The 18832-nt window shown below is 37.8% G+C and carries 17 protein-coding genes; 8 read left to right on the top strand and 9 right to left on the bottom strand.

Going from position 1 to position 18832, the window contains the following annotated elements:
• Nucleotides 1-29: 29 nt before the first annotated feature.
• The 5 genes from SCALIN_RS04025 to nifU all read right to left on the bottom strand — a co-directional run bounded on the left by SCALIN_RS04025 (nucleotide 30) and on the right by nifU (nucleotide 4850).
• Entirely contained in the window at nucleotides 30-773 is a 744-nt protein-coding gene (locus SCALIN_RS04025) for an NADH-quinone oxidoreductase subunit B family protein (RefSeq protein WP_096892968.1), read from the bottom strand.
• Nucleotides 770-1597, bottom strand: a complete 828-nt coding sequence (locus SCALIN_RS04020) for an FAD/NAD(P)-binding protein (RefSeq protein ID WP_096892967.1) — start codon at nucleotides 1595-1597, stop codon at nucleotides 770-772. The genes SCALIN_RS04025 and SCALIN_RS04020 overlap by 4 nt, the downstream gene beginning before the upstream one ends.
• Entirely contained in the window at nucleotides 1584-2633 is a 1050-nt protein-coding gene (locus SCALIN_RS04015) for a 4Fe-4S dicluster domain-containing protein (RefSeq protein WP_096892966.1), read from the bottom strand. Before SCALIN_RS04015 ends, SCALIN_RS04020 begins: the two co-directional genes overlap by 14 nt.
• A gap of 21 nt (nucleotides 2634-2654) precedes the next feature.
• Nucleotides 2655-3836 (bottom strand): cysteine desulfurase NifS, encoded by a 1182-nt coding sequence (gene nifS, locus SCALIN_RS04010; protein ID WP_096893052.1) that lies wholly within the window; start codon nucleotides 3834-3836, stop codon nucleotides 2655-2657.
• 153 nt (nucleotides 3837-3989) lie between these two features.
• Complete coding sequence (gene nifU, locus SCALIN_RS04005; protein ID WP_096892965.1) at nucleotides 3990-4850, bottom strand: Fe-S cluster assembly protein NifU; 861 nt, start codon at nucleotides 4848-4850, stop codon at nucleotides 3990-3992.
• A 247-nt stretch (nucleotides 4851-5097) separates the two neighbouring features.
• On the opposite strand from nifU, the gene SCALIN_RS04000 reads away from it, so the two are divergent.
• From SCALIN_RS04000 to SCALIN_RS03965, 8 genes are all read left to right on the top strand, one after another.
• Nucleotides 5098-6135 carry an LOG family protein gene (locus SCALIN_RS04000; RefSeq protein ID WP_096892964.1) on the top strand — a complete coding sequence of 346 codons (1038 nt, stop codon included), beginning with the start codon at nucleotides 5098-5100 and terminating at the stop codon, nucleotides 6133-6135.
• On the top strand, nucleotides 6132-7160 hold the full coding sequence (locus SCALIN_RS03995; protein ID WP_096892963.1) for a zinc-dependent alcohol dehydrogenase family protein: 1029 nt from the start codon (nucleotides 6132-6134) through the stop codon (nucleotides 7158-7160). Before SCALIN_RS04000 ends, SCALIN_RS03995 begins: the two co-directional genes overlap by 4 nt.
• A 5-nt stretch (nucleotides 7161-7165) precedes the next feature.
• Nucleotides 7166-7630 carry a ribose 5-phosphate isomerase B gene (gene rpiB, locus SCALIN_RS03990; RefSeq protein WP_096892962.1) on the top strand — a complete coding sequence of 155 codons (465 nt, stop codon included), beginning with the start codon at nucleotides 7166-7168 and terminating at the stop codon, nucleotides 7628-7630.
• A 222-nt stretch (nucleotides 7631-7852) separates the two neighbouring features.
• Entirely contained in the window at nucleotides 7853-10297 is a 2445-nt protein-coding gene (locus SCALIN_RS03985) for a PAS domain S-box protein (protein ID WP_096892961.1), read from the top strand.
• Nucleotides 10298-10306: 9 nt separating this feature from the next.
• On the top strand, nucleotides 10307-12013 hold the full coding sequence (locus SCALIN_RS03980) for a sigma-54 dependent transcriptional regulator (RefSeq protein ID WP_096892960.1): 1707 nt from the start codon (nucleotides 10307-10309) through the stop codon (nucleotides 12011-12013).
• Nucleotides 12014-12274: 261 nt separating this feature from the next.
• Complete coding sequence (locus SCALIN_RS03975; protein ID WP_096892959.1) at nucleotides 12275-12643, top strand: response regulator; 369 nt, start codon at nucleotides 12275-12277, stop codon at nucleotides 12641-12643.
• Between the two features lie 507 nt (nucleotides 12644-13150).
• Nucleotides 13151-13588, top strand: coding sequence for a response regulator (locus tag SCALIN_RS03970; protein WP_096892958.1), 438 nt, complete (start codon nucleotides 13151-13153; stop codon nucleotides 13586-13588).
• Between the two features lie 239 nt (nucleotides 13589-13827).
• Nucleotides 13828-14130 (top strand): hypothetical protein, encoded by a 303-nt coding sequence (locus SCALIN_RS03965; protein ID WP_096892957.1) that lies wholly within the window; start codon nucleotides 13828-13830, stop codon nucleotides 14128-14130.
• Between the two features lie 63 nt (nucleotides 14131-14193).
• On the opposite strand, the gene SCALIN_RS03960 is transcribed toward SCALIN_RS03965, so the two are convergent.
• The 4 genes from SCALIN_RS03960 to SCALIN_RS03945 all read right to left on the bottom strand — a co-directional run bounded on the left by SCALIN_RS03960 (nucleotide 14194) and on the right by SCALIN_RS03945 (nucleotide 18638).
• Nucleotides 14194-15786 carry a hypothetical protein gene (locus SCALIN_RS03960; RefSeq protein ID WP_096892956.1) on the bottom strand — a complete coding sequence of 531 codons (1593 nt, stop codon included), beginning with the start codon at nucleotides 15784-15786 and terminating at the stop codon, nucleotides 14194-14196.
• Between the two features lie 18 nt (nucleotides 15787-15804).
• A complete protein-coding gene (locus SCALIN_RS03955; RefSeq protein WP_304518440.1) occupies nucleotides 15805-16200 on the bottom strand; it encodes an NAD(P)/FAD-dependent oxidoreductase in 396 nt (131 codons plus the stop codon).
• A gap of 243 nt (nucleotides 16201-16443) precedes the next feature.
• Nucleotides 16444-16671: an FmdB family zinc ribbon protein gene (locus tag SCALIN_RS03950; protein ID WP_096892954.1), complete on the bottom strand. Its 228-nt coding sequence runs from the start codon at nucleotides 16669-16671 to the stop codon at nucleotides 16444-16446.
• Nucleotides 16672-16784: 113 nt separating this feature from the next.
• Nucleotides 16785-18638: an ABC-F family ATP-binding cassette domain-containing protein gene (locus tag SCALIN_RS03945; RefSeq protein WP_096892953.1), complete on the bottom strand. Its 1854-nt coding sequence runs from the start codon at nucleotides 18636-18638 to the stop codon at nucleotides 16785-16787.
• Between the last annotated feature and the right edge of the window lie 194 nt (nucleotides 18639-18832).

Here is an 18832-nt window from a genome sequence, read left to right as displayed (position 1 = left end):
TACCACACTCTGTATAGTAACGTTTCTTATTATTCATACTTCTCTCTACTATTTCCCCCAAACAACATATATTGAGAAATAGCATCATCAACAGTTAATCCATGCTCACTTAAAAGATTCTTATGCGATGACATATTTGGGTCGTCAATAAGACCACGGCATCCAACACAACCATCATTGTAAGTTGGACAGATGGCCTTGCATCCTGCTTTTGCAACCGGTCCCATACAGACCATTCCTTTTTCAAAAAGGCAGACATTTTCTCTCATCTGGCATTCAATGCAAACCGGATAATCAGGTGTACGGGGTTTTTTCCCCTGTAAAATTGCCTTGGTTATTTCAAGAAATTCATCTTTGTCGATCGGGCATCCCTGTATCTTGTAGTCCACCTTTATTACCGCCTCAATTGGTCTTGTAGGGATAGTCTCATAATTTCCCGCCATTTTACCATATACTATCTCTTTAACCTTATCCATTTCAAATTGGTTTTTCAGACTATTAATGCCGCCAATTGTAGCACATGCACCTAATGCTATAATGACGTTGGCGGTATTTCGTATTTTTTTGATCCTTTCAATTTCCTCGGTTGTTGTGATACTGCCTTCTACAAATGCAATGTCATAGTTCTCACTTCTTTCACTCATCGCTTCTCTAAAAGAGACAATGTCGATCAAACTGGCGAGTTCAAGAAGATGTTCTTCAATGGTGAGCACTACCAATTGGCAGCCTTCACAGCTTGAAAATGAGAAAAAAGCTACTCTTGGTTTTGTCATATAGCCTCCGAAAGAAATTTTAATGTATTGTAGCTGAACTCAGGACCCTCAATGCAGACATACATTCCGTTTATTTGACAATGACCGCATTTTCCTACACCGCACTTCATACGTCTCTCTAATGACATGATAATCTGGGTTTCAGGTATCTGTTTTATCTGAAGTTCGAGAAGGACGTATTTATACATTACCGGAGGTCCGACTACCAGTGCATAGGTATTAGCAGGTGATACTGTTAAAGGGGGAATAAGTCTTGTAATGACCCCTGATTTACCGGACCAGTCTTTATCCGGCTTATCAACCGTCATGTTTAATTCTATATCTTCTCTTGTTCTCCATAACTCAAGTTCTTCTGTAAACAACATCTCTCCGGGATTCTTCGCACCGTACAGAATAGTTATCTTTGCAAAGTCATCTCTCTTTTCAAGGACATAGTTAATTAGCGAGCGCAGAGGTGCTAATCCCAGACCGCCGGCTATAAACAAAAGGTCTTTGCCCTTGATCTCTTCTACTGGGAATCCATTGCCCAGAGGGCCTCTCATGCCGAGATACGAGCCTTTTTCCAATTTGTGAATGGCAGAGGTGACATCTCCTGCTTTTCTCACACACAAACCAATAGCGTCTTTATTATTAGGAGAAGATGATATTGATATAGGGGCTTCGCCGATACCAAAAACCGAAAGCTGGACAAACTGTCCCGGATTAAAGGTAAACCCGCTGGTGTCATCTATTTTTAACTCAATATATCTTTCCATCTCGGTAAGCTGACGTGTACTTATCACCTCTACAATATCCGGTAGAAAAATAGAATTATTCTGTTTCATGGTTTTTATTGTTTTTAATTACGGCATTCACTGTCTCTACTAAGTCAATATTGACCGGGCACGTCTTTGAACACCTTCCGCAACCAACGCAGAAAGAGGTATTATGTTTTGTCATTAAGTAATTGAACTTTCTATTAAATCTGTGCCTTAATCTATGTCCTCTTGTTGACCTGAAGTTTTCTCCCGAAGATACAACTGCAAAATCCTTTAGAGTACATGCGTCCCATTCGCGACATCTTTCTCCCGATGTCATAGATAACTCCATGCAATCATATACGTCAAAGCAATAGCAGGTAGGACATACAATGTTACAGCGTCCGCATCCAAGACACTTGTCATTTAATTCATCCCAGACAGGGTCATTATCTGCATTTTGAAAGAGAAGTGGTAGATTGGATATATCCGTGTTTATCATTTTCTCGAATTTGCCTTCTCTTTCACTCCTTAATTCCCGAAACCTCTGCCGCTCTTCTTCACCTGCGACTGTATATTCAGCAAAATTTGTTACTATTTCCTCTCCCATTTCTGTTTTAACCGATGTATACAAACTATCACCGATATCAGTCATCATAATATCGTAACCGTCATCAACGTCCAGGCATCCAACAATTGCACAGTAGGCGTGTTCATAGCAGGGTTCAAGGCAGTCTATACCAATGATGATGGTATCGGCCCGTTTTTGAGTGTAATTCTTATCTTCGTGGTCGGTGGTAAATATTTTGTCCAGCAGGCTGATTCCGTGAATGTCACATGGTCTGACACCAAATAGTACCTGTTTTTTTGACTCAATAACCGGCTTTACATCCGGATGTGGTTGTGTATCAAATCGTAAAAGAGTCTCCTGTTGAGGGAAAAGATATTTTTTTGGTGGCAGAATTGTTGGTTTATACTCTTTGAGCGGATCTGAAAATTCATCTATTTCATCAAAGACATAGAAACCTTCCTCTTTCTGTCTTACACCATAAACGGTATATCTCTCTTTCAGTTTATCACAAAAACTTTTAAGGTCTTTTTTATTAATATAGATATCATTCATTGTAATTAACCTGCCTGCCTGTTATTTATATTGAGGTTCAAATTCCGGGATTGGGCGGCCATCCTTCCAGTAGGGTGATATTGACCGGAGGTTCTCGATTACCGGAGGGAGGTTCTCTATAACATAGCCCACTTCTTCCATAGTGTTGTATCGGGAGAGAGAAAACCTTATTGAACCGTGGGCCGCAGTAAAGGGTACTCCCATTGCCCTTAATACATGAGACGGTTCTAAAGAACCAGAGGTACAGGCCGAGCCCGATGATGCGGCTATACCGAGTTCATTAAGAAGAAGGAGAATCCCTTCGCCCTCGATAAACTCAAAGCTGATATTAGTAGTATTGGGAAGTCTGTTGTTCTTGTCCCCATTCAGTATAGTTCTTGGAACTCTTTTAAGGATTTCTTTTTCCAGCAGATCCCTCATCTCTTTGACCCTTATGTTCTCTTCTTCAATATGAGCCTGAGCAATCTCTGCCGCTTTGCCAAGTCCAATAATAGATGTTACGTTCTCCGTTCCGGACCTTCGGTTTCTCTCTTGATGACCACCTCTCATGAATGGTCGAAACCTTGTTCCTCTCCTTAGATATAATGCTCCGACGCCTTTCGGAGCATGGAGTTTATGTCCGGATATGGACAGCATATCTATCGCGCTGTTTTTCATATTTATCGGAATCTTGCCTGCCGCCTGAACAGCATCGGTATGGAAAAGAACTCCTCTCTCCTTTGCCATTTGTGCCATTTTCTCTACGGGAAAAACTACACCCGTTTCGTTATTTGCAGTCATAATAGTCACGAGTGCGGTTTCTTCGTTAAGACAACGATCATATTCGTTCAAATCAAGGTTACCATATTTATCCACCTTAAGCTGTATTACTGCAATCCCCTGTTTTTCGAGATGCGGCGATAATGAGATGATTGCCGGATGTTCAACTCTTGTTGTGATAATTTCCTTCCTTTCAGGAAATGCCTGAAGGGCAGAATAAACTGCCGTGCTGTCACTCTCTGTGCCACAGCTTGTAAATATTATTTCCGTTGTATGATGCGCGCCAATCAACCGTGCAACCCTTTCTCTGGCTTCTTCAATCTTTTTACCCACTTGCCCACCGAAGGTATGCATACTGGACGGATTACCATACAGGCTGATAAAATAAGGTTTCATCTCTTCAAAGACCATTTCATCTACCTTTGTTGTGGCATTATTATCCATATAAATAACTTTTTTCACAGAAATGACTCCTTAGTAATAATCAGGGAATTCAAGGGTTGAGGAATTTAGAAATTAATTGATTTATTATTCATTTCCCAATTCCTTACTTCCTGAATCTTTCAATTGTATTCTACCTTAACTTTAGTCACTTTATTAATCACTTTGCAGATGTACTACTATATCCGGTGAAACCAATTCTCTTAATTTGTCTTCAATGTTCTCTGTTGTATAAGCAGCACTTATACAGGAGGCACATTGCCCCCTGAGAGCAATATAGACTTCATTGCCAGCTATATCTATAAGTTCAATATCTCCGCCATCCTGTGCCAGGGCCGGTCTAATCTCCTTCTCTATGGTCTCTGTAATCAGGGCAATTTTCTGAAGATTTGTCATAACCGGTTTATGCTTTGGGGCCTCTTCTCTGACATGAAGAAACTTGCCTTTTTCTCTCCATGCCTTTTCTATTATATCTTCAATGGCCGGATGACAGGATTGGCATCCTCCGCCTGCCTTTGTATAGTTTGTCACTTCCTCCACGGTTTTTAAACTGTTTTCCGTAACAACTTTTTCAATAAACTTTTCGTGTATACCAAAGCATTGGCAAACAAGAGGACCCTCATCTTCTTTTAGTTGTTTAAGGTCAATACCACGATAATTAGCGATAGCGGTTTCCAGGGCCTCTCTTCCCAGTACCGAGCAGTGCATCTTCTCTCTAGGTAGTCCTCCGAGATAATCTGCTATGTCCTGGTTTGTTATTTTCTCAGCTTCTTTTACTGTTTTTCCTATTATCATTTCAGTCAGGGCCGAAGATGATGCTATGGCACTGCCGCACCCAAAGGTTTGGAATTTAGCGTTCACAATTTTCTCTGTTCCATCTTCAACCTTTAACATCAGTTTAAGAGCGTCCCCACATGTAATTGAGCCGACATCGCCAACCGCATTGGCGTCCTCAATAACCCCGACATTTTTAGGATTCATGAAATACTCTTTTACTTTATCTGAATAATCCCACATAATTTTTCCAAAAAAAAAGAAGATAATATAACTTTAATTCTAAGAAGAGATAGACAAAAATGCAAGATGATTGTTCGTTGATAATCTATATATTACCTATTCAGATGACAAGTTGTTTTTTTAGAAATGAATTATTAAAATATTAAAACTTGCGTAAGTGAAGATTGAATTCTATTATTAGAAATGGTCATGTTGTCAAAGTCTTATCAGTATGTAGATATAAAGTTAAATAAGGTTTTTAGTTCTAATGAATGGGGAAAAAAAAGAGTATAAAACAGGTAGAGAAGATCTAGATGAGATTATTGCTGATTTAGCAATTGCTTCTCATTCCGGAAGTAATATAAATTTAATAGAAGAGATGTTGACAACTGTTATTAAGCTGGGGTTGGAGAACGATGATCGTGGTGATTTGAAATTAATAAATATGGCGTTGAAAGAGCTGCGCTATGCTTCAAAAGTTTTCCGACCATACAGGGATAAAAGAAAGGTTGTGATCTTTGGCTCTGCGAGGGCCCGGAATGATTCAGATGAGTATAAGATGACGGTAAAGTTATCAGAGCTTATTGTAAAAAAAGGATTTAAGGTAATCACTGGTGGTGGACCAGGAATTATGGAAGCTGGTAATAAAGGGGCCGGTCGAGAAGAGAGTTTCAGCTTGAATATCAAGCTTCCTTTTGAACAGATGTACAACCCATATTCAGATGGTGATAAAAAAGCTGTCAGTTTTAAGTACTTCTTTAACAGAAAGCTCTTTTTTCTTAAAGAGTCTGATGCAACAGTTATACTTCCCGGAGGATTTGGTACTTTGGATGAATGTTTTGAGACTATCACATTAGTCCAGACAGGCAAAAGCAAGCCGCGCCCAATCATATTAATAGATCATATACATTCACAGTATTGGAATCGTATGATGGATTTTGTAACACGAGAGTTGTATGAAAGAGGGTTTGTTTCACGTAATGATTTAAGCTTACTTATACGTGTTAATACTATTGAACAGGCGGTTGATAAGTTACTTAAATTTTACCGGGTCTATCATTCAATTAGATACGTTGGAGACAAGACTGTTATAAGGTTGAATATGCCTTTGAGTCGTGAAAAAGTTAATAAATTGAACCAAAAATATAGTGATATCCTTCGATCAGGTGAAATTGAGCCGACTGCTCCTCTGCCCGCCGAGCTGAAAACAGAGGAATTTTTAGATTTGCCGAGACTGGTAATGGATTTTGATCGACATAGTTTTGGTACATTTCATGAAATGTTGTGGTTTTTGAATAAATTATGAAGACGATGATCTTAAGAAAACTGTGTAGTATCTCAGAGAATAAAGCACCTCTGGAATTGGTAAACTTACCAGATCCTATACCAAGCGAAGAAGAAATACTGATCCGGGTCTCAGCATGTGGAGTGTGCCATACAGAATTAGATGAAATTGAGGGGAGAACTCCTCCTCATACTTTGCCGGTAGTTCTGGGACACCAGGTCGTTGGAACTGTTGAAAAAACAGGAGGAAATTCCCGTGCATTTACTATTGGCGACAGAGTAGGGATTGGTTGGATTCATTCCTCGTGTGGCAAATGTAAGTTTTGTCTGAATGGAAATGAAAACCTGTGTCACGAATTCAAGGCCACAGGAAGAGACGTGAACGGGGGGTATGCACAATACATGGTTGTACCTGTGCATTATGCTTTCAGGATACCAGATACATTTTCTTTTTCAGAGGCGGCTCCTCTTTTGTGTGCCGGCGCTATTGGTTATCGTTCGCTTCAGTTGACCGGACTTCAAAACGGTCAAAACCTTGGTCTTACTGGATTTGGGGCTTCAGCTCATCTTGTGTTACAGATGTCCAGGCATAGATTTCCGGAATCTAAGGTTTTTGTTTTTGCCAGGAGCGAAGCTGAAAGGGTTTTTTCTAAGGAACTTGGTGCCGTATGGGCAGGTGCTGCTGAAGAGGCATCCCCTGAAAAGCTGGATTGCATTATTGATACAACACCTGTCTGGAGACCAATAGTTGAGGCCTTAAAAAATCTTGAAACAGGGGGGCGGTTGGTGATAAATGCCATACGTAAAGAGGAAATTGACAAAGATTCTCTTTTACAGATTGATTATCCAAAACATCTATGGATGGAAAAGGAGATAAAAAGCGTCGCTAATGTCAGCCGTAGAGATATAAGTGAATTTCTGAAACTTGCAGCAGAAATTTCTTTAAAGCCTGAAACAGAGGAATTTGCATTGGAAGATGCAAATCAAGCGCTCGTGGAGTTAAAGTCAAAGAAGATACGTGGCGCAAAAGTTTTGAAAATGGATTAGCAGTTATGAAAATATATGTTGGTACAGACCATGCCGGTTTTAAATTAAAAGAGGATCTGAAAATATTCCTTAAAAACCTGGGTTGTGAAGTTGAGGACAAGGGGGCTTTTGAATTTAATGAGGCTGATGATTATCCTGATTTTATTTACCCTGTTGTTAAAACTGTGGCCGAAGATGTTAACAGAGGTTTGGATTCACGTGGAATCGTTATTGGAGGTTCCGGTCAGGGAGAAGCGATAGTGGCCAATAAAGTAAAAGGTATCAGAGCAGCGGTTGTTTATGATGAATATAGCGCTGAAATGTCAAGGAAACATAACGACGCAAACATTATATCTTTAGGCAACAGGACATTAAGTATTGCAAAGGCAAAAGATCTGGTAAAGCTCTGGCTTGAGACACCGTTTAGTAATGAAGAGAGACACAAACGAAGGATTGAGAAAATTAAGGCGATAGAAAATGATAATTTTTAAGGTGTGTTGCATTTTATTACTTCGATGAGAAAGACTACACGTAAGTATCTCAAATTTGCTATATTAAGACATAACTGTTCATATAAAGAAGAAGCAAAAGAAGGTGATAAAAATGGAATCAGGGATGAATCATAAAGATTATAAAGAAAATAAAAAAAACAGTATGGCCAGCAAAAAACATCTGATCTACGCAAAAGAGCAGAGAAAAAACTAAAACAGGGAATGATTCCAACAGAGAACCTGTCAGATAAAGAAGTTCGTAAACTGGCATACGAACTTCAGGTGCACCAGATAGAGCTTGAGACACAAAATGAAGAACTTCGAAGAGATCAGGCTGAACTTGAAGAGTCCCATAATAGATATTATGATTTTTATAATAATTCTCCAGTTGGATACTTTACAATAAGTGAGGATGATGTAATTCGGGACGTTAATTTAACAGGCGCTTTGATGCTGGGAATGGAACAAAGTCTATTGATAAAAAAGCAACTGACATCATTCATCAACAGAGAAGATCAGGATAAATATTATCTGTATAAAAAGCATATTTTTACAATAAAAAAATGTAAATTGTTTGGGTTAAATATGGATAAGAGAGACGGTACAACACTCTACGTGCAACTTTCATCTACACTTGAATGTAATTCAGATGAAAATTTGAAGCAATGCAGGTTAATAATGACTGATATTACTGAACTGAAATGTATAGAGAAAGGGCTGATTAAATCTGAAACAAAATATCGTAATCTGATAGAAACTGCGGAAGACGCAATTGTTTGTGATCTCAATCAAACAATTACCGAATGGAACAAATCAGCGGAGAGGATCTTTGGATATTCAAAACGTGAAATTATTGGACAATCGATAAAAACTCTTATTCCTGAAAAATATAGAAATGAGTATGATACAGGAGTAGAGCAATATTTGAAGACAGGTGGGGCCAGAATAATAGGCAGAACAACAGAACTTTCAGGAATCACGAAAGACGGTGTTGAAATACCAATAGAAATATCTATTACCGATCAAAAGCTTGGAAACGAATCCCAGCTATCTACGGCAATTATCCGAGACATCACCGAGCGCAAACGAGTTGAGGCGGAGATAAACAAGTTATCTATGGCAATAAAAGAGAGTCCAGGAATTTTTATGATTATAGACGCCAAAGGTAACATTGAATTTGTTAATCCCAAATTTACCCAACTGACCGGTTTTCGTCCGGAAGAAGTAATTGGACGTAACCCCCGCATCTTAAAATCAGGTGAAACATCAAACGAAGAATATAAACGACTTTGGGAAACTATTACTGCCGGTGGAACATGGCACGGTGAATTTCATAATAAGAAAAAGGATGGTGAACTCTATTGGGAGTCTGTATCCATCACTTCTATGAAAGGCCCTGACGGAGTTATTACTAATTTCATTAAAGTGGCGGAGGACATCACCGCTCGTAAGGAGGTGACTAAGGCATTAAGGCTTAGCGAGGAAAAATACAGGGTCCTTTTACAGGCCATTCCCGATATAGTCTATACAATCGACATGGATGGATATTTTACATTTGTAAATGATTCGATCAGAATGTTTGGTTATGAACCGGAAGGTCTTATAGGAAAACATTTTAACATTATATTACATCCCGATGATATTGAATTATTCAGCAGGGATATTTTCTTAGAAAAACTAAAAAACAGAAAAAATAAAAATAAACTTAATTTGGTTTTTTTTGATGAAAGAAGGACTAAAGATCGAATGACAAGAAACCTGGAGATCCGGTTGTTATATAATGCCCTGGAGAGAGGAGGAAGTAATAGCAAGGAGGTCGAAATACCTGAATTTTTAGTTTGCGAAGCTACAGCCACGGGTTATTATGAAAAAGATGACAATAGGAAGCATAATAAATTAATTGGAACATTGGGGATTATAAGGGACATCACTGAGAAAAGAAAGTTCCAGGTAGAAGCAATACGAATGGAGCAGATGGTTTTAGTTTTAGAGATGGCAGCGGGTTTATCACATGAGATCAACAATCCTATTAATGGTATAATAAATTGCGCGCAACTTATTATGGATGAATGTGGTGATAATAATAGATTAGGTAAGTTTAGCAATATCATTATTGACGAAAGTCGACGTATAGCAATGTTAACCAAAAACCTTCTTTGTTTATCTGTGAGGACGATTGGAAAAAAAGATGATATTCACATTGATGAAGCTTTGTATAATACTTTAACACTTATGATGGTACAGTTGAAAAGAGAGAATCTTATCGTAAAATGTAATATTTCAAAAGATTTACCTGAAATATATGGAAATAGTCAAGAGCTTCAGCAGGTTTTCTTGAATCTTGTGCAAAATGCGCGATTTGCCTTAAATGAAAAGTATCCCGGTAAAGACGTGGGTAAAATACTTGAAATTTCAGGTAAAAAAATCGCAATAAAGAACAGAGAATATGTCCGTTTTATATTCCATGATCATGGAATCGGAATACCGAATGAAATAATAGGTAATGTCACAACACCCTTTTTTACTAATAAACAGAGTTCTATAGGAACAGGCCTGGGTTTGGGTATTTGTCAAAAGATAATTGACAACCATCGAGGTAAGATGACCCTTGAAAGCGTAGAAGGAAAATTTACTAAGATCATCATTGATCTACCGGTAACAAAATAAAAAATAGTGATGAAAGCAAAAATTCTGATAATTGATGATGAGAAATCAATTAGAATAACCGTCAAGGAATTTCTATTAAAAGAAGGACATGACGTATTTGAGGCTGAGAGTTTTGAAGAGACGATACAAATAATTGATAAGGAACACATTGATGTCGTTTTATCTGATATAGTTTTAAAGGAAAAGAGTGGCATTGATATCTTGAGAAATGTTAACGAAAAACGCTTAAACTGTCCTGTCATTATGTTTACGGGAGTCCGGAGTATAGATTCCGCTTCTGAAGCAGTTCGTCTCGGCGCATTCGACTATATAGCAAAACCACTGGAAAAAGAGAGACTGTTACGTGTTGTCAACCTGGCTTTAAGTCATAAAACTCTGGTTGATGAAAGAAACAGGAATCATGCCAATCTAAAAGCCATTTTTTTGAGTGTCAAAGATGCCATCATCGCCGTTGATATGGATTTAAGGATTATTGAGATCAATGAAGGCGCCAGGAATATTTGCGGCATTGAGTGTGAAGATGCCCTGGGTATGACATTAGAAGATTCTATTCGAGGATTGTGTTGTGGTCACTGTATTGAGGCAATTAATAAGACCATTTTAGAGAAGCTGCCTGTAGAAACACATCGAACAGAATGTGAACATAAAGAGCATCAAGGACAGTTGGTAAGCCTGAATACATATCCTCTAATAGATGAGAAAGATGGCCGCTTTGGTTGCGTTATGGTAGTTAAAGATGAAACTCATGTGTCAAATTTAGAAAAGGAGATGGGAAAGCGACAACGTTTTTTCAAGATTACAGGCGATAGTATAAAAATGCAGAGGATTTATTCCTTGATGGAGAATTTATATAATATTGATACAACAGTACTCATTACCGGAGAAAGTGGCACTGGGAAAGGACTGATAGCAGAAGCACTGCATTACGGCGGAATTCGTAGTCACGGGCCGTTTGTAAAGGTAGATTGTTCCGCACTGACAGAAACACTTCTTGAAAGTGAACTTTTCGGACATACTAAAGGCGCTTTTACCGGTGCTGTTAAAGATAAAATTGGCAGGTTCAAGAAAGCAGATGGAGGGACACTCTTTCTGGACGAAATTGGTGACGTCTCTTTAGGTGTGCAGCAAAGACTACTCAGGGTCATTCAGGATAAAGAATTTGAGTGTGTTGGTGACTCAACGCCAGTTAAGGTAGATGTGCGAATCGTAACGGCAACTAATCAAAACCTTAAAGAGAAAGTCAGACGGGGGAAATTCCGAGAAGATCTTTATTATAGGTTGAAGGTAGTAACCCTTTCTCCACCGCCACTGAGAGACAGGATAGAAGATATCCCTCTACTTGTAGATAACTTTGTTGAAAAATTCAACCACAAGTTAAAAAAGAGTATTAGCACTATATCTAACGACGTTTATAAGATATTTATGGAATATGAGTGGCCGGGAAATATCAGAGAACTAGAGAATGCATTAGAGCACTCCTTTGTTGTCTGCAATACTGGAGTCATTACCGTTAAAGACCTTCCGATTGAACTGAGAGAGAAAATATCTTTTCACGTTATTGACGAAAAGAGTGAAGAGTGTTACCGGGTTTTACAGGTATTGGAAAAAACAAATTGGAACAAGACAACTACCGCTAAATTATTGGGTTTATCCCGAAGGACTGTCTACAACAAAATCAAAGAATGTAATTTGCATCCTGAAAAGCCCTCAATTTAACTGTGCATCTGCACAAATTGTGTATTGCACACTTTGTGCAGGTTATACATCTGTGTAAGTCTCGTAACATCTTTCTCGCAGGATATCATATTATTTCTACATACCTAGCTACCTGCTATAAAGCCATTTGAACATACGGAAAGCAGGATGTGATTAAACAATACTCTTTTGGTATACCATTTGTATGATGTAAGTAGTTAGTATGAATATTGCTAATAAATCTCAGAAATAAATTAATAGAAATGAGGATTACCAGAGAGCATGGCATCTATACTTTTCGTAGAGAAATATAAAAACCAGCGATTACTTTTTGAGCAGGAGTTCAGTCAGGAAGGCTATGATGTCACAATAACTTCTGATGGAAAGGACGCTTCTGATAAAGTCAAAACGAGACCGCCAGACATAATAGTAATGGATGTATGTATATTGAATATAAGTGGTGTTGAAGCGATGAGTAGAATTTTAAAAAAACTCAAGAGCATTCCACTTATTATTTATACTGCATATGATAGTTATAAGGATGTTTGCAGGATATGGGGTGCAGACGCGTACCTGGTTAAATCCTCAGATTTAACCGAATTAACAAATAAGATTGAAGAGCTGCTTTCAAAGGCAGTTAATCCGGTTTAAAAGGAAAGTATCAGAAACGTAACATTAAACTGAAATATAAAAAAAGGGTATCGGTACCTGTTGTGGAAAACATAATAATTATAAATACTATTTTTATCCTCCAATCTTTTATGACCAGCCAGAAAACACGTCGGGCAGTCAGTTGGAAAAAGATCCTGGAAAACATCTTGCAGTGCCTTTTTCAGAATCTACATACACCAAGGACACCTCGGAATCTGCCTGACGTGCACATTATACAAGGGGGGTGAGTTAACACCATGCCAGTGTGAAGATATTAAGTTTCAACAATATAAATACCATTAATTCTTCTCTAAATAAGTAATTCATGAGTCAGAAATGATTATAGAACAGATGCATAAACTTTATCCTGGAGAAGGGTGAAGCTAAATGCAGACTGCATATGGCATAGGTAAATTATTAGTATACTATAAATAGAACTCATGTTTTATGCAACGTCGTGTTTATGCGTAGGCTATATAATAGGTTAAACATAAAGAGAGGTGTAGGGTGAAAGAAAAAATATTGATAATTGATGACAATAAGAATATTGTATTATTACTTAAAACCTTTCTTTTACAAAAAGGATATGACGTATCAACGGCTTATGCATATTGTGGTGCCATGGAAAAGATGGCCGGGGAAGATTTCGATTTAGTAATTACTGACATTGATCTGGGTGAGGAAAAAACAGGGATTGATATTTTGAAGGAAATAAAAAAAACAAATCCTAACTGTCCTGTAATCGTAAATACTGCAAGTAGGGATAATATGATATTATCTGACGCTAAACGGTTTGGTGCTTATGATTATTTACTTAAACCTTTAGAACTGAAAGAATTATTACATAGTGTTCACAAGGCGCTAAATCTTAGATCAATCTCCGATTATAATATTATTTTGAAAAAAATCGATGTGTACAGAAGAAAAAATAGACAAAATATTTAATTGCATAAAACTTAAAAAAAGGGGGAATCACTAATACAATGATAGATTTTTATGATAACGACGTTAGATATACCGTTAAAGTTAATGATGGGCGGGTTATGTAACTGATCACCGAACAACATGTTGCTTGGTACAGAGCACATAAATATCAGGCGGGCTTGCTGATAGTGTTGTTTCTCATTTAAAGATTGTACCCGATACAAAAGAAATGAAAAATATGGAGTCCTGAAAAGAGAAAGATGGATAAAGTATTATTTATATTTATACATTTACTTGACAAAATATGGAGGAAGCAGATGATTGTTGAAAAGGATGTTCTTCAGTTATTTATTCAATCTATTCATCAACGAATAGAGACATTAGTAGATGCAGGTGAAGATAGTGAAATCATTGAAGGATTTAAACTGTTGCTTTCAGATAATATATCTGAAAACGGCACAATTCATATTAGAAAGTCGTTGATGAATAAAATTTTTCACCTATCTTTCTCTAACTATAGGGCATTTATGCATAAATATGAGAAGAAGCATTTGCAGAATTAAAAAAATAAAGGGTAATTGGTGTTATTAATCGGTACTCTTCTCTCATCTTTTTTTTCACTATTCTTAACTATTTCTCCGTTCATGCACTATATGATTGTCCTGTGGTAGTTCTTCGTAATCACTAAGAAGTTCACAAAACAGTGCAGGGTCTTTTCTCTTCAATTCAATTAAAAAATCAAGGAAATTAAACATACCTTCGGCTAATACTTTTTTAACTTTTTTCATTAATGACCGGTTTCTTTGTGCCTCATAAACATATGGTGTATCAGGATTGTTGTGTTTAAACAACTTAACTTCTTCAATAAAATGTAGAATATAGATCATATTTTCGAAACCGGAATCTATGTCATGAATGATTGTCCACTCCATAAAACTATAAAATGCGTGATATGCGGGTACATACTCTGTAATTATTGTTTCCATCGCGTCTAAAGATATATATTCGATGTGGTTGATCTCTTTGCGCATTTGTTTCAGATCTTCCAGGCTTGCACTCTTAATTTTGGATATTGATATTATGGGAAATTTCAGTGTATTGAGATTTGCAATAAAAATGTTACGTAAACGTGAACGAAAAAGATAACACCGGAAGTGCATTAACCTTTTGGATTGTTCAGTCTTTCTCTTCTTCTCTAAAATCTTTTCAATTAATAATGCACCAAACATGATCTCAATTGGAATGGCAGCCAGGTGTAACATAAATTCATTATGTGTTAACCAGTGAATGAAAAGAAAGAAAGCGGATACGGAAATCAAACAGACATACAACCAGATCTTCTTTGTAAATTTCCCTATTATATTTGCAATATTAAATGACACACTTTCAGTACGTCTGGTTTTTTTTGCAGTAGTTTTGTACACCTCTAATAAACTTGTTTGTGTCGCTATCAATGATCTGAGCCGCTCTTCCTCCGAAATCTCTTCTTTATCAATGACAAATATTTTTTCATTAACAAAAGGCAAGACCGCCATTCTTACATTCAATGCGATATTTTTAAACAAGTTTGCCGTATTATGAGGGATCTTTGTTTTAGAGAATATAAGAAGTGCAAACAAGTTCCCCGTAGGCAGCATACCCCCAATACCCATTGCCGATTTTACTCCAAATGGCACTACAAACTCTTTCTGGGCTGGAATATATGGACTTCCGAGAGCCTCGGATACATGGTAGACATTGAAAACTCTGCCTTCGAGCTCAGACGATAGTTTTGGATCAGGATTAAGTACGTTAGAGATCCCCATACCCATCTGGTCAATAAATTGATGGACCATGATATTTTTTTTCAGCATATCTTTATTCTGTAGTGGAAGAACTCTGTGTCCTTTGGAATATATTGTTGAGTTCCACTCAGGTTTTACTCCTGCAGTAGCTGATAATTTCAGGCATTTCATGTCCTGGTCAACAGGCTGGCCATTTAACATTTTATCGACTGATTGGCGTAATTTTACGTCAAGGCTTGAATAAGGATATGTCATGAAGAAACGTACCAGAACAGATGATTTCTCTCCGGTTCGCGTATCGACAAGGTTGTCAAAAAAATACTGGACTACCATATCAGTCAGCTCATCAATATTTTTCGCCTTTAGCTCTAACTGTTGGAGAGCATCACCAACTTCAGACATATCATGTAGTGAAAATTCTGTTAAATCGAACATAGTAGTATTAAATCATTTCTATTTAAAAACGGATAAAGAGACATGAATAGCTTTAGTCTGGCCTATCTCAATCCCAGTACGCTTTGCCAATTGTACATTAGGTGTTGTGTTCGTTGCCAATGCCAACAGGATGAATTCTGCAGGAATGGGCTGCTCCTTCGTAATCACGTTTGTTACATTGCAGTCTACATCAGCTTCAAAATCTATTATTATATCTTCGTCGAGGACTTGAACTCCTTTTGTTTTAATATAGTTTTGGACCGAAAGAGAGATATCTTTGTCAAAATTTGAAAGTATTTGATCACGACGGATAATCAGGCTGGTATTTATTCCATGCGAGACAAGACTTTCTGCCATTTCCAGAGCAATAAATCCACCACCAACAATTAAGGTATTTCTGACCTTTTGTTTCAGGATTATCTATACATGTTTAAAATCCAATGTTCCTGAGATTGTCTGGAATAGAGGGTGCTGGCCTACTTTTTGCGGCTTTGATAGATACCTGTGGGATGACCATGTTAATTGCAAGAATGTCCTGGAACAAGGTCTGAAAAAAATTAGCCATTAATTCGAAATGTTAAATCGTTTGTAATAGTAGAACAATGTAATATTGGACTTCGGGAAATTGGAAATTGTAATAAAGCGGGTAATATTAAATCAATGCCCGCTCATTCCGCAACAACCTGTACCGCACGAACCAGGTGATGATGGGGGAATACCGCCTCCGGCTGCTGATGATTCGGGTGCCGAACTGCTTGCGAATACCGAGAACTGTTTTTCTAATGATTTACTACCACATTCAGGGCAAACAACTTTTTCATTATTCCTCTGAAGTATCTCAGAAATTTTTTCACATTTTTTGCATTTATATTCGTATAAAGGCATGTTTTTCTCCTCTAATCTCATTGTTAGCTTATAAATATTACGTATATATACATAATAACATAAACGAAGATGTCTATTTGTCAATGAAAATTCATATTCAATTCTTGCATGTGCTATTTCAGTGAACGAGCTTCTTCATCGAATTCCGTTTTGTTGAGTTCGTACTCTTCATTTGTCTCTTCAAGACTTTCATAGAGTGTGTCAATATGGTTTTGCGCATGCTTGATTGATTTGGATAACCTTGATATAGTTACTCCGTCCTTATCCTGTGATGCTTTAATCAAAGACTCTGTGTCTAAGTGCAGTTCCCGTTCAGATTTTTCTATCTTTTTTTCTATCTCTCTTATTTTCTTCTCAAAAGGGGCCAATGCCTTTGAACGTCTGGCAGTAAACTCGGCACGAACTTTTCTTTTGTCTTTCTTATTCAGGCTTTGCGGGCCTTCCTGTTTAGATGATTTTTCTCCTGGTGTAATACTATCCTGGTCATCCCATCCAATTTGTTCAAGAAATTGAGCGTAAGTACCATGAAAGAAGAATATTCTATCATGGTGAAATACAACCAGCTTATTTGCAATCCTGTGGAGGATGTGTTCGTTATGAGTGACCATGAGTACTGCGCCGTTAAAGTTGTCTATTGCATCCATCATGGCTTCACATGACTGCATATCAAGATGGTGGGTTGGTTCATCAAGTAAGAGGAGGTTTGTTGGTAAAACCAGAAGCTTTCCAAGCAGTGTTCTGCATTTTTCACCTCCCGATAAAACTTTTATTTTTTTCAAAGCACTGTCTCCGGAAAACATCATAGCACCGCAGATACTTCTGACTCTTCCTCTCTCAATGCTTGAAACAGTTGAGGCAATCTCTTCTTCTACTGTTAGTTGGTCATTAAGGGTTGCTGTATTTGCCTGTTCATAGTAACCAACCTTAGTTTGAGGATGGCTTCTGATCTTTCCTTCACAGGGAGATAATATTCCAGCCAGTAATTTCAACAATGTTGTCTTCCCTTTACCATTCTTTCCGATGATGCAAATTTTATCATTGCTCTCGACATTGAAGTTAATATGGTCTATTAGAGGTGAATTGTTGTCATCATAGGAAAAAGTCAGGTCCTGAGTTTCCATTATGCTTTTAGCAGGGAATGGAGCGGAGTTAAAAGAAAAAGAAAGCGTGGATATTTTCTCAAGTTTTTTCAGAACTTCCTGCTTCTCAAGGGATTTGACACGTGACTGTACCAGGCTGGCATGCCCCGCCTTTGCTCGGAAACTGTTTATGAAATTTTCTGCCTGTTTACGTTTCTTGTCTTCATTGAGGCGCCGTTTTTCATGGATCTCTTCCGCTTTTGATATCCTGTCATAATACTCCTGTGTACCCCCTTTGATCTTTACAACCTTGTGCCTATGGATACCCAGGGTATGAGTTGCGACACTATCTGTGAACCCTCTATCATGGCTTATTATGACAATTTCATTTTGCCAGTTATTCAGGAAACCGGTCAGCCAGCGGATGGAAACAATATCCAGGAAATTCGTTGGTTCGTCAAGAAGAAGTAGATTCGGGGCTGAGACCAAAACCTTTGCAAGGTTCAATCTGATTTGATATCCACCCGAAAATTCCGCTGGATCACGGTCGAAATCATTTTCTGAAAAACCAAGACCTGAAAGTACACTCTTGACCCTCCAGTCATCATCCTTGCGATCATCCGGAAGGCTGCTGCACCCTTCCTCCAAAACTGTTGGTTTTGTAAAATTAATATGCTGGCTTAAATATCCTATACGGTAGTTTTTTGGAATGGCGATGATACCTTCATCGCATTGCTCCTCTCCTGTGAGCATTCGGAATAATGTAGTCTTTCCGTGTCCATTTCTGCCAACAAGGGCAGTGCGTTCACGGGTATTCAGGTTAAAAGAGATGTTGTCAAAGATAACTTGTTCGAGATATTGCTTGCTTACGGATTGAACGGAAATCATAATTTAATACATAGGAAATTCAATGTTATAACACGTAGACTTTACTCAGTTTGACGACATCCCGAGCGTTCGCCAGTGCCGGGTCGGACGAGGAGTCGAGGGACAGCTTATTTATATTTTCTGGATTTTGCAATTATTTTTCCCCAATTGTTTTTGAAATTCATTCCTCTGCCATCAATATATGCAACATCAAT

The organism is Candidatus Scalindua japonica, assembly GCF_002443295.1.
GTDB lineage: Bacteria > Planctomycetota > Brocadiia > Brocadiales > Scalinduaceae > Scalindua > Scalindua japonica.
This window is presented reverse-complemented; position numbering and strand designations above follow the sequence as displayed.

Coding starts and splice junctions, on each gene's coding strand:
- SCALIN_RS04025 (WP_096892968.1), bottom strand. CDS start 773: ATGACAAAACCAAGAGTAGCTTTTTTCTCATTTTCAAGCTGTGAAGGC.
- SCALIN_RS04020 (WP_096892967.1), bottom strand. CDS start 1,597: ATGAAACAGAATAATTCTATTTTTCTACCGGATATTGTAGAGGTGATA.
- SCALIN_RS04015 (WP_096892966.1), bottom strand. CDS start 2,633: ATGAATGATATCTATATTAATAAAAAAGACCTTAAAAGTTTTTGTGAT.
- nifS (WP_096893052.1), bottom strand. CDS start 3,836: ATGGATAATAATGCCACAACAAAGGTAGATGAAATGGTCTTTGAAGAG.
- nifU (WP_096892965.1), bottom strand. CDS start 4,850: ATGTGGGATTATTCAGATAAAGTAAAAGAGTATTTCATGAATCCTAAA.
- SCALIN_RS04000 (WP_096892964.1), top strand. CDS start 5,098: ATGAATGGGGAAAAAAAAGAGTATAAAACAGGTAGAGAAGATCTAGAT.
- SCALIN_RS03995 (WP_096892963.1), top strand. CDS start 6,132: ATGAAGACGATGATCTTAAGAAAACTGTGTAGTATCTCAGAGAATAAA.
- rpiB (WP_096892962.1), top strand. CDS start 7,166: ATGAAAATATATGTTGGTACAGACCATGCCGGTTTTAAATTAAAAGAG.
- SCALIN_RS03985 (WP_096892961.1), top strand. CDS start 7,853: ATGATTCCAACAGAGAACCTGTCAGATAAAGAAGTTCGTAAACTGGCA.
- SCALIN_RS03980 (WP_096892960.1), top strand. CDS start 10,307: ATGAAAGCAAAAATTCTGATAATTGATGATGAGAAATCAATTAGAATA.
- SCALIN_RS03975 (WP_096892959.1), top strand. CDS start 12,275: ATGGCATCTATACTTTTCGTAGAGAAATATAAAAACCAGCGATTACTT.
- SCALIN_RS03965 (WP_096892957.1), top strand. CDS start 13,828: ATGGATAAAGTATTATTTATATTTATACATTTACTTGACAAAATATGG.
- SCALIN_RS03960 (WP_096892956.1), bottom strand. CDS start 15,786: ATGTTCGATTTAACAGAATTTTCACTACATGATATGTCTGAAGTTGGT.
- SCALIN_RS03950 (WP_096892954.1), bottom strand. CDS start 16,671: ATGCCTTTATACGAATATAAATGCAAAAAATGTGAAAAAATTTCTGAG.
- SCALIN_RS03945 (WP_096892953.1), bottom strand. CDS start 18,638: ATGATTTCCGTTCAATCCGTAAGCAAGCAATATCTCGAACAAGTTATC.